Annotated in this window: 11 protein-coding genes and 2 tRNA genes; 8 read left to right on the top strand and 5 right to left on the bottom strand. The window is 61.2% G+C overall.

Annotated features, from left to right (window positions below; translation table 11 throughout):
* Positions 1-32: 32 nt before the first annotated feature.
* The 3 genes from A8B82_RS09780 to A8B82_RS09770 form a co-directional block, all read right to left on the bottom strand.
* Positions 33-308: an NfeD family protein gene (locus tag A8B82_RS09780; RefSeq protein ID WP_067291448.1), complete on the bottom strand. Its 276-nt coding sequence runs from the start codon at positions 306-308 to the stop codon at positions 33-35.
* A complete protein-coding gene (locus A8B82_RS09775; RefSeq protein ID WP_443069336.1) occupies positions 308-1,195 on the bottom strand; it encodes an SPFH domain-containing protein in 888 nt (295 codons plus the stop codon). Before A8B82_RS09775 ends, A8B82_RS09780 begins: the two co-directional genes overlap by 1 nt.
* 78 nt (positions 1,196-1,273) lie before the next feature.
* A complete protein-coding gene (locus A8B82_RS09770) occupies positions 1,274-2,635 on the bottom strand; it encodes a serine aminopeptidase domain-containing protein (protein ID WP_067291443.1) in 1,362 nt (453 codons plus the stop codon).
* A gap of 110 nt (positions 2,636-2,745) precedes the next feature.
* Between A8B82_RS09770 and tgt the strand changes: the two genes are divergently transcribed.
* From tgt to A8B82_RS09730, 8 genes are all read left to right on the top strand, one after another.
* On the top strand, positions 2,746-3,882 hold the full coding sequence (gene tgt, locus A8B82_RS09765; RefSeq protein ID WP_067291441.1) for a tRNA guanosine(34) transglycosylase Tgt: 1,137 nt from the start codon (positions 2,746-2,748) through the stop codon (positions 3,880-3,882).
* A gap of 261 nt (positions 3,883-4,143) precedes the next feature.
* Complete coding sequence (locus A8B82_RS09760) at positions 4,144-5,241, top strand: alkene reductase (RefSeq protein WP_067291438.1); 1,098 nt, start codon at positions 4,144-4,146, stop codon at positions 5,239-5,241.
* A 276-nt stretch (positions 5,242-5,517) separates the two neighbouring features.
* Positions 5,518-7,929: an endopeptidase La gene (gene lon, locus A8B82_RS09755; RefSeq protein WP_067291435.1), complete on the top strand. Its 2,412-nt coding sequence runs from the start codon at positions 5,518-5,520 to the stop codon at positions 7,927-7,929.
* A gap of 382 nt (positions 7,930-8,311) precedes the next feature.
* Positions 8,312-8,698: an HU family DNA-binding protein gene (locus A8B82_RS23940; protein ID WP_235604657.1), complete on the top strand. Its 387-nt coding sequence runs from the start codon at positions 8,312-8,314 to the stop codon at positions 8,696-8,698.
* Between the two features lie 58 nt (positions 8,699-8,756).
* A tRNA-Val gene (locus A8B82_RS09745) sits at positions 8,757-8,831 on the top strand.
* Positions 8,832-9,363: 532 nt separating this feature from the next.
* Entirely contained in the window at positions 9,364-9,951 is a 588-nt protein-coding gene (locus A8B82_RS09740) for a histidine phosphatase family protein (RefSeq protein WP_201120777.1), read from the top strand.
* Positions 9,948-10,514, top strand: a complete 567-nt coding sequence (locus tag A8B82_RS09735; protein ID WP_067291429.1) for a histidine phosphatase family protein — start codon at positions 9,948-9,950, stop codon at positions 10,512-10,514. The genes A8B82_RS09740 and A8B82_RS09735 overlap by 4 nt, the downstream gene beginning before the upstream one ends.
* Positions 10,515-10,549: 35 nt before the next feature.
* A tRNA-Val gene (locus A8B82_RS09730) sits at positions 10,550-10,625 on the top strand.
* A gap of 695 nt (positions 10,626-11,320) precedes the next feature.
* Here A8B82_RS09730 and A8B82_RS09725 read toward each other — a convergent pair.
* Both A8B82_RS09725 and xth read right to left on the bottom strand, forming a co-directional pair.
* Positions 11,321-12,073 (bottom strand): hypothetical protein, encoded by a 753-nt coding sequence (locus tag A8B82_RS09725; RefSeq protein ID WP_067291426.1) that lies wholly within the window; start codon positions 12,071-12,073, stop codon positions 11,321-11,323.
* A 419-nt stretch (positions 12,074-12,492) separates the two neighbouring features.
* Positions 12,493-13,302, bottom strand: a complete 810-nt coding sequence (gene xth / locus A8B82_RS09720) for an exodeoxyribonuclease III (RefSeq protein ID WP_067291559.1) — start codon at positions 13,300-13,302, stop codon at positions 12,493-12,495.
* Positions 13,303-13,378: the final 76 nt, after the last annotated feature.

Genomic DNA, 13,378 nt, shown 5'->3' with positions numbered 1-13,378 from the left:
CTAGCCCGCGTTCCGCCCGGTCAAGTCTGGCTTCAGTTTTCGTTGATGTCGCGGGTGACGATCCGCGCACCGCTGGACTGGCTGCGAAAGGCAAAGCGCAGGATGATCCAGCCCAGCAAAGACAGGATCGCAAAGAGCGCGAGCAGGGCAGGAATGCCGATGGCCGGCAGGATCAGCACAAGGCCCGCCATCGCCAGCGCCCCCAGGGCAAAGCCCAGAAAGATGAATCCCGGTGCCAGCAGTTCAAGCACGCCAAGCGCCAGCGCGATGCAGATCCAGACCCACCAGAGTGTCAGATAGGCCGCCATCAGCCGCGCCCTTTCAGCAGTTTGAAGGCATCGCCAAAGGCGGCCAGCGCCTCTGCCGGGACGATGATCGTCTGGTTGCCCTGACCGGACCCCATGCCGTTCAGCGCCTCCACCTGTTTCAGGGCAATCTGGTATTGCGCCGCTTCCAGCCCGTTCTCGTTGATCGCCTCTGCCACAACCTGCGTGGCATAGGCTTCGGCCTCGGCCAGCACGCGGCGCGCCTTGGCGGTTTGTTCTGACGCGTAAAGCTCGGCGTCGGCGGCCAGTTCAACGGCGCGTTTCTTGCCCTCGGCCTCGGTCACCTGGGCGCGGCGGGCACGCTCGGCGTTGAGCTGCTGCATCATCGCGGCGCGGGTGGCTGTATCGAGGTTCACGTCCAGAATCTCGGCCCGTGTCACCTCGATCCCCCAGTTGTCCACCGCATCCTCGACATTGGCCTTGATGGTGGTGATCAGGGAGGACCGGTTTGCCTGCACCTCGTCCAGGTCCATCTTGCCGATCTCGGCCCGCACGATCCCTGCCACTGTGGTGGAAATCGCGCTGTCCACGTCACGGATGCGATAGACGGTCTTTTCCGGTTCGGTGATGCGGTAGAAGACGGAGGTATCCACCTGCGTCAGCACGTTGTCGCGGGTGATCGCGTCCTGGCTGGCGGTGGGAAGCTGACGTTCCAGGATCGACACCCGGTGCGCGATCCGGTCGATGAAGGGCACGATCATGTTGATGCCCGGTCCCATCACCTTGCGCAATCTGCCAAAGCGTTCGACCACATGCTGTTCGGATTGCGGAACGATCTTGACCGCCTTGAAGATGACGATGACGACAAGTGCGGCCAGCAACAGGAATGCCAGGTTGTTTTCCAGCAGTCCCACGATGAGGTTTTCGATGTCCACAAGTGGTCCTTTCAGAGCGGTGATGCTGTGCTGTGATAGCATGTCGCGGGCTCAGGCGGAATACGCAGCTTTTCAATCGCTTTGGCGCGTGTTCCCGGCCGTCAGGCGCTGCTGCATCCAGCCGGTCATGTGCCTGAGCGCCGCAGCGCTTTGATAGGTCAGGCTGTGCTGCAATCCCTGTGCCGTGCCGCAGTCATCCTGGCTGTCGTCGATGGTGATGACCTGCCAGCGGCCCACCGGGCTGCTCTCGGCGGTGAATTCGATGTAGAATCCGGCCAATGCCAGTTCGGTGCCTGCTGCCATTGACAACAGCGACATGAACAGCAGGAAAGGCGCGGTCAGAATGCCCAGAAGTGCGGTGGCGATCACCAGCACAAAACCGGCTCCGCCGATCAGGAAGGCCCAACCGAAAAAGCTGGTGATCCCAAGGGCCAGACAGGCCCAGGTTGCGGTTTCCAGCAAGCCGGGGTCGAGTGTGGAGGCCTGTTCATATAGATGGAAACCGCCCGCGATCGAGAGCGCCAGCGCTGCGAGGAAAAAGCGGCTCAGGCCCTCGAACCGCAGGCGGAAGACCTCGGCCCTCGCATGGGCGGCCTCGAAGATCGACATCGGAAAGCCCAGCAGGACATGGGTTGCCTTGCCCAGCAGGTTGGCCGCCGCGATGCCTGATGACGCTTCATCCGCCAGCGTGCGCAGTACCAGCAGGCGTTTGGCGGGCAAATGCGGCGGCACGTAATCCTCAAGCGTCTGACGCGCGATGGCCAGGCCCCGGCGCGCGATGACCCAGGCCGCAGCAACCGCGACCCAGAATGTCACCACGCCGGTCGCATCCCGATCCGGCAGCCATCCGGCATTCGTCAGTGCGATCCCCGCGAACATCACGGCAAAGAAAGGCAACAGCCAGTTGATCCAGACCATCGTTGCACCGGGGGTGCGGGGCCGGGGGATCAGAAAGGGCGTGGACAGGCAGATCAGGCTGCACCGGTGCTGCAAATCCGGCCAGCGAGACAGGCATTGCAGGGCAATGTTGCCACCATGGCTGTGCGCGACAATGAAATGCGGCACATCGGGATGCCTGCGCTGCGACGCGGCCAGGGCATCGCGCAATGTGCTCAGGGCGGCGCGGCGCCCGGCCAGCGTGTTGCGCCCCGACCAGTTGACCCGGACAAAGGCGGTGGGCGTCTGCACCCTTTCGGTGATGCTCTGGCGTAGTTTCGAACCCGGCAGGGTCCAGGCCGCACTGCGTGCAAAAGTGCCGTGGACCAGCAGCACGATGGCACCGGGTGCGGGCGGGGCGTCTTCCTCGACCCGTGCGGGCCTTGGGCGCAACGCCTGCGCGAACCGCAGCACGAAGGCCCCCAACCGCACTACAAGCACCACGGCGATGACCAGCAGGTAGGGCAGCCCAAGTGCCAGCAAGAAAAGAAAAACCATGGTTGCTCCGTTCTTTGCAGCACCGCCCATGGGTCGGGACGGCGCGGTGAAATCAGCGCGCTGTTCAGAACAGGCTTGGCGTTGGCCCGAGTTTGGGGCAAGGAACGGCCATGAACAAGACAGACAAAGTTGCATTCGATCTGACCGCCACCGATGGCAAGGCGCGCAGCGGGGTGATCCACACCACGCGGGGCGACATCCGCACGCCCGCCTTCATGCCGGTGGGCACCGCAGCCACCGTCAAGGCGATGATGCCCGAAAGCGTGGCCGCTACCGGGGCCGACATCCTGTTGGGCAATACCTATCATCTGATGCTGCGCCCCACGGCAGAGCGGGTGGCGCGCCTGGGCGGTTTACACAGGTTCATGAACTGGTCGGGGCCGATCCTGACGGATTCAGGCGGCTTTCAGGTGATGAGCCTTGCCGACCTGCGCAAGCTGACCGAGCGCGGGGTGACCTTCAAAAGCCACATCGACGGGTCGCGGCACGAGATCACGCCGGAACGGTCGATGGAGATTCAGGCGCTGCTGGGCTCTGACATCGTGATGTGTTTCGATGAATGCCCGGCCTTGCCTGCGTCGCGGGACCGCATCGCCGAAAGCATGGAACTGTCGATGCGCTGGGCAAAACGGTCGAAGGAGGCCTTTGGCGACCGGCCCGGTCATGCGCTGTTCGGCATCCAGCAGGGCGGGCTGGAACGCGACCTGCGCCAGCAAAGCGCCGAGGCCCTGCGCGAGATCGGGTTTGACGGATATGCAGTGGGCGGTCTGGCTGTGGGCGAAGGGCAGGCGGCGATGTTCGACTGTCTCGACCATGCCGCCGGCCAGTTGCCCGAAGACAAGCCGCGGTATCTGATGGGGGTGGGAAAGCCTGACGACATCGTGGGCGCGGTCGCGCGCGGCATCGACATGATGGATTGCGTGCTGCCGTCACGGTCGGGGCGCACCGGGCAGGTGTTCACCCGCCTCGGCGTTCTGAACATCAAGAACGCGCGGCACGCGGACGACCCGCGCCCGCTGGATGAAAACTGCACCTGTCCGGCCTGCCGCAACTATTCGCGTGCCTATCTGCACCATGTATTCCGCAGCCAGGAGATCATCTCCTCGATGCTGCTGACCTGGCATAACCTGCATTATTTTCAGGACATCATGGCGGGTATGCGGGGGGCCATCGCGGCGGGCAGCTTTGCCGCGTGGCAGGCCGATTTTCACGCAACCCGTGCGCAGGGCGATATTGACCCGCTTTGACGGCGACCTGCCTTTCCCGACCCCAGGTTGATCCGACCCCACGTCGCGGCGGCGATGACCAAGGGTTTCCAAACTGCCCGATCATTTGGCATTTCGGCACAAACGGGAATTCACCTTTGGAAAAAGGGCTGCGCGCGCTTGTTTTTATATGCCGTTGCTGGCGTCTTGGGACCGCACCCAGGCAATTTCAAGGTCTTGCAGCGACGTTTCAGCGGATTAGCTGTCATTCCCAACACCACAGCTTCATCAAGGACTCCCACCATGACACAACCTCTTTTCACCCCCGCAAAGGCCGGGGCCATCGAGGCCAGCAACCGGATTGTGATGGCGCCGCTGACCCGGAACCGTGCCGACAATGACACCGGCAAAGTCAGCGACATGCACGTCGATTACTACCGCCAGCGCGCCGGGGCCGGGATCATCATCACCGAGGCGACCCAGATCAGCCCCGAGGGCAAGGGATACCTCCAGACCCCCGGCATCCACACCCCCGGACAGGCCGCTGCCTGGCGCCGGGTGACGGATGCGGTCCACGAGGCGGGCGGCAAGATCGTCGTGCAGCTGTGGCATGTCGGCCGGATAAGCCATACCTCGTTGCAGCCAGACGGCCAGCAGCCGGTTGCCCCCTCTGCCATCAATGCCGGGGTCAAGACCTTCACCGCGAACGGGTTCGAGAACACCTCGGACCCGCGGGCCTTGGAGCTTGCGGAAGTTCCCCGGATCGTCGCCGACTATGCCAATGCGGCAAAGCTGGCCAGGGACGCGGGCTTTGACGGGGTCGAGGTGCATGGTGCCAACGGCTATCTGCTGGACCAGTTCCTGAAGACAGGCAGCAATCACCGGACCGATGCCTATGGTGGGCCGGTGGAGAACCGCGCCAAGCTGCTGCTGGAGGTCATGGAGGCCGTCACAAAGGTCTGGGACGCCGGTCGCGTCGGCCTGCGCCTGTCGCCGTTCTCGCCCGCCAACGGGATCAGTGACGACAATCCGCAGGACACCTTCGAATATGTGATCAAGGAACTGAACCGCTTTGACCTAGCCTATCTGCACATGGTCGAAGGGGCCACGGGCGGGTCGCGCGACCTGCAAGACGGCCAGAGCATCGACAAGCTGCGCAAGCTGTTTGATGGCCCCTACATGGCCAACAACGGCTATGACCGGGAGATGGCGCTGCAAGCCGTCAAGGACGGTGACGCGGATTTCATCGCCATCGGCCGCCCGTTCATTGCCAACCCCGACCTGGTGGCGCGGTATGAACGCGACCTGCCCATCGCGCAGGGCGATCAGAGCACCTATTACGGTGGCGGTCGCGAGGGATTTACCGATTATCCCGAATACATCGCGGAGGCGGCTGAATAACGATGCTTTGCCGCGCGACGCAACGCGCGGTTGGTTGCGCTATGATGCCCGCGCAGCGCGACACCTGTTGCGCGGGCAGGGGCATTTAGGTGAATTTTTCGTCAAATTCCTGTAAAAACCCCGGTTGCCATGACCGGACAGGCAGGCGATGATAACCTAAAGCCCGCAAAGGGATTGAAACAGGCGGGGCAGGTGTCCATATCCTCCCCATGTCAGGAGACGGCGGCGGTTGCCTAGTTAGGGGCCTTTTCGTCTTGCTAATATAAGGAAAAGAGCATGTTAGAGCCATTGAACGCTTCTTACCCGGTGTTGCCGCTGCGCGATATCGTGGTGTTCCCGCATATGATTGTGCCGCTGTTTGTCGGCCGCGAAAAGTCAGTGCGCGCCCTGGAAGAAGTGATGTCAGACGACAAGCAGATTCTGCTGTCGAGCCAGATTGACCCCGGTGAGGACGATCCCGATAGCAAGGGGATTTTCAAGGCGGGCGTGCTGGCCAATGTGCTGCAACTGCTGAAATTGCCCGATGGCACCGTCAAGGTGCTGGTCGAGGGGCAGGCGCGGGTGCGCATCACCGAATACCTTGAAAACGAAAACTTCTTTGAAGCACGCGCCGAATATCTGACAGAGATGCCGGGCGATGCCGCGACCACGCAGGCGCTGATCAAGACCGTGGCAGATGAATTCGAACGCTATGCCAAGGTCAAGAAAAACGTCCCCGACGAGGCGCTGACCGCCGTGGGCGAGTCGGCAGAACCAGCGCGGCTGGCCGATCTGGTCGCCGGGCACCTGGGCATCGAAGTGGAACAGAAGCAGGACCTGCTTGAGACGCTTTCGGTCTCGGAGCGGCTGGAAAAGGTCTATGGTCTGATGCAGGGCGAAATGTCCGTTCTGCAGGTCGAGAAAAAGATCAAGACCCGCGTGAAATCGCAGATGGAGCGGACCCAGCGCGAATATTATCTGAACGAACAGATGAAGGCGATCCAGCAGGAGCTGGGCGATGGCGAGGACGGCAAGAACGAAGTGGCCGAGCTTGAAGCCAAGATTGCCGACACCAAGCTGAGCAAGGAAGCCCGCGAAAAGGCCGACGCCGAGATCAAGAAGCTCAAGAACATGAGCCCGATGTCTGCCGAAGCCACCGTTGTGCGCAACTACCTCGACTGGATGCTGTCGATTCCATGGGGCGTGAAAAGCCGCGTGAAAAAGGACCTTGGCAAGGCGCAGAAGGTGCTGGATGACGACCACTATGGCCTTGAAAAGGTCAAGGAGCGGATCGTTGAATATCTGGCCGTGCAGCAACGCTCAAGCAAGCTGAAAGGCCCGATCATGTGCCTTGTCGGCCCGCCGGGCGTGGGCAAGACCAGCCTGGGCAAATCGGTCGCGAAAGCGACGGGCCGGGAGTTCATCCGCATCAGCCTTGGCGGCGTGCGGGACGAGAGCGAGATCCGCGGCCACCGCCGGACCTATATCGGCTCCATGCCCGGCAAAATTATTCAGGCGCTGAAAAAGGCGAAAACCACCAACCCGCTGATCCTGCTCGATGAAATCGACAAGATGGGGCAGGATTTCCGGGGTGACCCGGCGTCGGCGATGCTTGAGGTGCTGGACCCGGAACAGAACTCCACCTTTGTGGATCACTATCTGGAGGTCGAATACGACCTGTCGAATGTGATGTTCCTGACCACGTCCAACAGCTACAATATGCCGGGCCCGCTTCTGGACCGGATGGAGATCATTCCGCTGTCCGGCTACACCGAGGACGAAAAGCGCGAGATTGCCAAGCAGCATCTGGTGGCCAAGCAGATCAAGAACCACGGTTTGAAGGCCAAGGAGTTCTCGATCGAGGATTCCGCGCTGACCGGCATGATCCGCTATTACACCCGCGAGGCGGGCGTGCGGAACCTTGAGCGTGAGATCGCCAAGGTTGCGCGCAAATCGCTGACCAAGATCATCCGCAAGGAGGCCGACAACATCACCGTGACCGGCGACAACCTTGAGGATTTCCTGGGCGTGCGCAAACACCGCTACGGTCTGGCCGAGAAAGAGGACCAGATCGGGGTTGTGACCGGCCTTGCCTATACCTCTGTCGGGGGCGAACTGCTGCAGATCGAAGCGCTGCGCCTGCCGGGCAAGGGGCGGATGAAGACCACCGGGAAACTGGGCGATGTGATGAAGGAATCCATCGACGCGGCCTCCAGCTATGTGCGGTCGATCAGCCCCCGGATCGGGGTGAAGCCGCCGAAGTTCGACACGCTGGACATCCACGTTCACGTCCCGGACGGCGCCACGCCCAAGGACGGGCCAAGCGCGGGGCTGGCCATGGTCACCTCCATCGTGTCGGTGCTGACGCAGATCCCGGTGCGCAAGGACATCGCCATGACCGGCGAAGTGTCGCTGCGCGGCAACGCCATGCCCATCGGCGGGCTGAAGGAAAAGCTGCTTGCGGCGCTGCGGGGGGGCATCACCACGGTCCTGATCCCGCAGGAAAACGAAAAGGACCTGCCGGACATCCCTGACAACGTCAAGGAAGGGTTGACCATCATCCCGGTCAACCATGTGTCAGAGGTTCTGAAACACGCGCTGGTCTCTGTCCCTGAGCCCATCGAATGGGATCAGGAGGCCGAGGACGCCGCTGCTGCTGCCACGCTGGCCGCGCAAAAAGGGTCCGGCGACAGCGCCACCGCGCATTAGGGTCCTGACCCTAAGGTTTGCACCTTTCGAAACGCCAAAGCGCCCCGATCATCATCGGGGCGCTTTTTCTTTGCCTGCGCGCAGGATTCGCAGGCTGACGCATGCCTGTGAACCATGGCCTGACCTGCGTCTTGCGTGGCAAGGAAACACTGTGATCCGCGCGGCGGAAACGGGGCGTAACCACCTGATGCATCGGCATTTTTGCCTGCTTTCAGCCAAATGCGCGCAAAATCGGCACAGTTGCCGGGATTCTGGGGGCATGGGCCTGATTTTGATATTCACACAACATGGGGTATGGTAGAAAACGGAAAACACAAAAAACCTACGAGGCAGTATAATGGCAACCAAATCAACACGGTCCTCTCGGACCAGAAAGACCCCCGTGGCAACAAAATCCTCAACTCCCGCCCCCGTAACCGCAATTGATGGCAAGGCACCCGCCGCTGCCGCAGCAGCGACGCCCACCGTCGTGGACGCACCGCAGTCGGTGATCCTGGGCCCCGTCATGCGCAAGAAAGAGCTGATCGACCAGGTCGTGAAACGCTCCGGTATCAAGAAGAAAGACGCCAAGCCCGTTGTCGAAACCATGCTCTCCGTGCTGGGTGAAGCGCTGGCCGACAACCGCGAACTGGTCCTGCCGCCCTTTGGCAAGGTCAAGGTGCGCCGTGAAAAGCAGTTGCCGAATGGCCGCGTGATGGTGGTCAAGGTGCGCCAGCCCACACCGCCGCAGGCCGGCCCGTCTGACACGATGCCCGACGCTGCCGAATAACAGCTTTTTCGCATCCCCTCTTGCAACGACCCGCGCGATTGTCTAATTCGCGCGGCAAGGGTGATTAGCTCAGTGGTAGAGCGCTTCGTTCACATCGAAGATGTCAGGAGTTCAAATCTCTTATCACCCACCATTTTTCTACCTTAGTTCAGGCGGATAGGCCGCGTTTATCCTGAGAACCTGACCGACGCGCGCCCTGCGGGCACTCTGGGTCAGGAGTTCAAATCTCTTATCACCCACCATTTTTCCTGCGTTTCGTATGATCTGACCGGGTGGCGGGCAGAGTTTTCGATACGCCGGTGCAAAAGCACCCGCCCGGCCTCCCCCAGGAGGGCGATTTTGCTTCCTCTGTCACCTCACGATCGGCCCGCCGGTTGAGATGTTTCCAACCACCCACAGGATCGGAACGCCCTCCAGGTCGGGCGATACCCGGCTTGAGCCATAGGTAAACCCGGTTCAGAACTGACGTCCGCCACTCTCTGCTCCAATCTCCGCATGGTCAGCTTGCCCGCACGTGATTGATCAACCTGGCGTCGCCGACAGTGTGCGCCTGACCGGTCCACCTCAGTTGCCGGACACACCTGCGTTGGAATTTGGCATTTCCATCCGGCATCGCCCCGGATATGGCTGTCGGCACCCGACGGAACGACGCAGGCGGCAATAACGTGACGACTTATCCGAAAATCTGGTTCCTGCGGCACGGCCAGACGGAATGGAATAAAGAATACAGGCTGCAAGGTCAGCTCGATTCCCCGCTGACCGATCAGGGGCTGGCAGAGGCCCGGCGGCAGGCGGAACTGATGCCCCCGATCCTCGCGCTGAAACCGGCTCTTTATGCCTCCCCGCTGGGGCGGGCGCGGCAGACGGCAGACATCGCGCTGTGCCAGACGCCATACCAGACCGATCCACGTCTGATGGAAATCCACGCAGGTGACTGGCAAGGCATGCTGCGGGACGAGATCATGGCCCGCCATCCCGATTGGGCCGCCACGTCCCCCACGCCACTGGAGATCTACGAGGCCGCCGAGGGGGGCGAGGGGCTGACAGCATTTCACGCCCGCATCCGCGACTTCATGCGCGGCCTCGATGGCCCCAGCGTGATCGTCGCGCATGGGTTGCTGGGGCAGGTGCTGCGGGCCGAGGCCCGTGGGATGCCGCTGGCAGCAGCAGGCGGTCTGTCGAACCTTCAGGGTTGCGTTTATGCGATTGAAAACGGGGTGGAAACCCGGATGGACATGCCGGAGCGGGTATGATGCCGCCGCTCTATATCCTGCGCCATGGCGAGACGACCTGGAATGTTGCGGGCCGGTTGCAGGGCCATTTCCATGCTGATCTGACCGACCGGGGCAGGGCCCAGGCCGAGACCCAGCGCCAGATCCTCGCCGCGCGTGATCTGACGGGTTTCCAGATCCTCAGCAGCCCGCAGGGCCGCGCGGTGCAGACCGCCCGGATCGTGATGCAAGCCATGCAGGGCCCCTTGCGGACCGAAGTTGCGCTGGCCGAAGTCGGGCTGGGCGATTGGGCCGGGGAATCCCGCGCCAATCTGATCGCGCAGACCGGCGCGCGGGATGGTTTCGACCTCTATGATCTGGCACCGGGCGGCGAGGGGCTGGCAGCGCTGCACAGCCGTTGCAGCGCCTTTCTGGCGCAGGTCACACGGCCTTCGGTGCTGGTGACCCACGGTATTACATCGCGGATGCTGCGCCTGATCCTGACGGGCCGCCCCCAGCGCGATCTGCGCGCCATCGACGGCGGGCAGGGCGTTGTATTTTTCGTCGAAGAAGGGGTGCAATCCCGACTGACTTTAGGGGCTTGAAGCCGCCCCCCGCCTTGCGCTAAGAGAGCCGGACCGGGTCGTTAGCTCAGTTGGTAGAGCGCTTCGTTTACACCGAAGATGTCGGGAGTTCGAGCCTCTCACGACCCACCATCCTTCACCGTCAGATCAAGATGATAGGGACGCTTTCCCTTGCAGGCCCAACCGACGCGCGCCGCTGTGCGGCACTCTGGGTCGGGAGTACAAGCCTCTCACGACCCACCATCCTTCACCGTCAGATCAAGATGATAGGGACGCTTTCCCTTGCAGGCCCGACCGACGCGCACCGCTTTGGATGTGGCAACGACCGCTTCCAAACTGATGTAACTTGTGGCTTTAGATCACTTCACGCCGAGCATCTTGCCCGTGCGGATCTAGGCTCTGGACCCATTAATCTTATATGCTCAGCGGCGATTTCGCACAATTTCAAGGGTTTGGGGCGAGCAGCCAATCCCCTCTCGTGACATTTGCCAAGCAAATGCACTGCCGGGCAGTGGTAGGTTCTATTTGCAAACGACCCAAGACGTTGAAATGAAGTGAAATCGCCGCCCGTCGCTCCGAAGGAGCGCCGTGTTATGCTGGCACGCCTTCGGCGTGACGGGTTTGACGGATTTTCCCGCAGTCCCATCGCCCGGCAGGGCATTGCGCAGCAATGTCCCGAGAAGAGGCGTCACATCTGCTTGAAATAGAACCACCACTGCCCGGCAGGGTATTGCGAAGCAATGCACGAGAGGGAATTCTTGCGCAGATGCTCCTGGTCTACAAAAAAATCTGTCAAACTGAGCATGTAAGATTAATGGGTCCAGAGGCTAGCCCGATAAAGCGCTTGCGATAAAGTTGCTGATCGCTTGGGTGACATTTCCGCGCAAGAACAGCCAATCGAAGAAAAGGAGGGCAAAGAAAATCATCGCGGCTTGGTATCCGGGCGATGCCCAATCCTGAAAGAGGATCGCAAGAGCCCAGTTCTGATTGTAAATATATCCATAGGCTGCCCAGGCGGTGTAACCCGTCAGTGCGACCGAAAACGCCGTGAAGCGCCAATTCAAGTGGTTTCGAAACACCACCAGGCCGAGCATCAAAGAGAGGACCACAACGTTTACGAGCCCAAACCTGCGCAAATCGGTCAACAGTCCTTGCACGGACGTTTCGTAGCGCTCTACCAGGAGGTCGCCGAACGTGCTTTGCCCAACTCTGATTTGAGCAACGCGCTCTACCATGGCAAGGTTTGTGAGCTGAGAGGCCAGGACCCAGAATTCGCAATTTTCGTTGCAGGTTTCTGACTTTGCCAATGCGAGGATAGCGGGGACAACCTCTTTACGCTGTGCGTCAAGAACCTGTGCATCCGTCCCAAGGCGATCCGAAAGCGCCATGAGCTTCTCGGACATACTGCCTTCGCTCTGTCCGACTGTTCGGTTCGACCAAACCTCCTGCGCCGCGCGTTCAACTTCCTCAATAGCAAACTGTCGAAGGCGCTCTTCAACTTGATCAGGGTTTGAGAAGGTAACAGCGACAAGCAGGACGGAGATCACCAAACCCAGCAGCTGGATGCCGATAAGGGTCATTCTGCCTGCAAGTTCCAATATCCGCTCCGATCCAAATGGGCACGACTATGTCTATAAGCTGACAATGGTTCAAGCCGCAGTATATTGTGTTATGGTCTCAATCCGGACCTTCGCCGCGACAGCGCGTAAGATCGACACAGAACTGGTCCCGCATCCGGAATCCGGAACTCACCTTCATGTCCGGCCTGCGCCGCACAAATCAGTCTGGGCAACCAGGGACCAAAGGCCTTGCTGAATAGACCTAGTCGTCCGGGTTGTCGTCCCAACTGCGGGCACGTTCTTCCCAGTTGCCGGTCGACCTATGCAGATTGGGATAGACACTTCGTTAAAACCGAAGATGTCTGGCGTTTGAGCCTCTCACGACCCACCATCCTTCACCGTCAGATCAAGATGATAGGGAACTTTCCCCCCACACCCCTTCAAAGGTTCAGATTGACCCAGACCGGCACGTGGTCCGAAGGTTTGTCCCGACCGCGCACGTCGCGGTCGATCTGGCAGTCACGCAACATGTCGGCGCAGGCAGGGGACAGCAGGAAATGGTCGATTCGGATGCCGTTGTTGCGGTTCCAGGCGCCGGCCTGGTAATCCCAGAAACTGTAGTGGCCGGGGCCATGGGTGCGGGCGCGGAAGGCTTCCGTGAGGCCCAGGTTCACCAGCCTGCGCCACTTTTCGCGCGACTCGGGGCGGAACAGCGCATCGTCGCGCCAGCTTTCCGGTTTGGCCGCATCCTCGGCCTGGGGGATGATGTTGTAATCGCCTGCCATCAGAAAGGGCGTTTCCTCGGCCAGCAGGCATTCGGCGCGGGCGCGCAGCCGGTCCATCCAGCCCAGTTTATAGGCGAATTTGCCCCCCGCGACCGGCGCGCCGCCTGCGTCCAGTTCCACCGGGTTCCCGTTCGGCAGATACAGCCCGCAGAGGCGCAGTGCCGCGTGATCACCGACAACCGTTGCCTCGATATAGCGGGCCTGTTCGTCCGCCGTATCGCCGGGCAACCCGCGGGTCACGTCCTCCAGCGGGTGTTTTGACAGGATCGCGACCCCGTTGAATGACTTTTGGCCATGGGTTTCGACATTATAGCCGCGATCCTCGAACAATTCGCGGGGAAAGGTCTCATCAACCGACTTGATCTCTTGCAAAAGCACCACATCGGGCTGCGCCTCGTCCAGCCAGGCGGGCAGGGCCTCGGCACGGGCCTTGATGCCGTTGATGTTGAAGGTGGCAATTTTCATCATCTCACTCCCTGCAGGCTGACCGTGCTATCGCCGATCTGGCGCAGCGGGGCAAGGGGCAGGGGGGGGCCGCATC

This window comes from Sulfitobacter sp. EhC04 (genome assembly GCF_001650875.1).
Lineage (GTDB): Bacteria > Pseudomonadota > Alphaproteobacteria > Rhodobacterales > Rhodobacteraceae > Sulfitobacter.
This window is presented reverse-complemented; position numbering and strand designations above follow the sequence as displayed.

Excerpts from the sequence above, each read along its gene's own strand:
- A8B82_RS09780 (WP_067291448.1), bottom strand. The coding sequence starts at position 308 with ATGGCGGCCTATCTGACACTCTGGTGGGTCTGGATCTGCATCGCGCTG.
- A8B82_RS09770 (WP_067291443.1), bottom strand. The coding sequence starts at position 2,635 with ATGGTTTTTCTTTTCTTGCTGGCACTTGGGCTGCCCTACCTGCTGGTC.
- tgt (WP_067291441.1), top strand. The coding sequence starts at position 2,746 with ATGAACAAGACAGACAAAGTTGCATTCGATCTGACCGCCACCGATGGC.
- A8B82_RS09760 (WP_067291438.1), top strand. The coding sequence starts at position 4,144 with ATGACACAACCTCTTTTCACCCCCGCAAAGGCCGGGGCCATCGAGGCC.
- lon (WP_067291435.1), top strand. The coding sequence starts at position 5,518 with ATGTTAGAGCCATTGAACGCTTCTTACCCGGTGTTGCCGCTGCGCGAT.
- A8B82_RS09735 (WP_067291429.1), top strand. The coding sequence starts at position 9,948 with ATGATGCCGCCGCTCTATATCCTGCGCCATGGCGAGACGACCTGGAAT.
- A8B82_RS09725 (WP_067291426.1), bottom strand. The coding sequence starts at position 12,073 with ATGACCCTTATCGGCATCCAGCTGCTGGGTTTGGTGATCTCCGTCCTG.
- xth (WP_067291559.1), bottom strand. The coding sequence starts at position 13,302 with ATGAAAATTGCCACCTTCAACATCAACGGCATCAAGGCCCGTGCCGAG.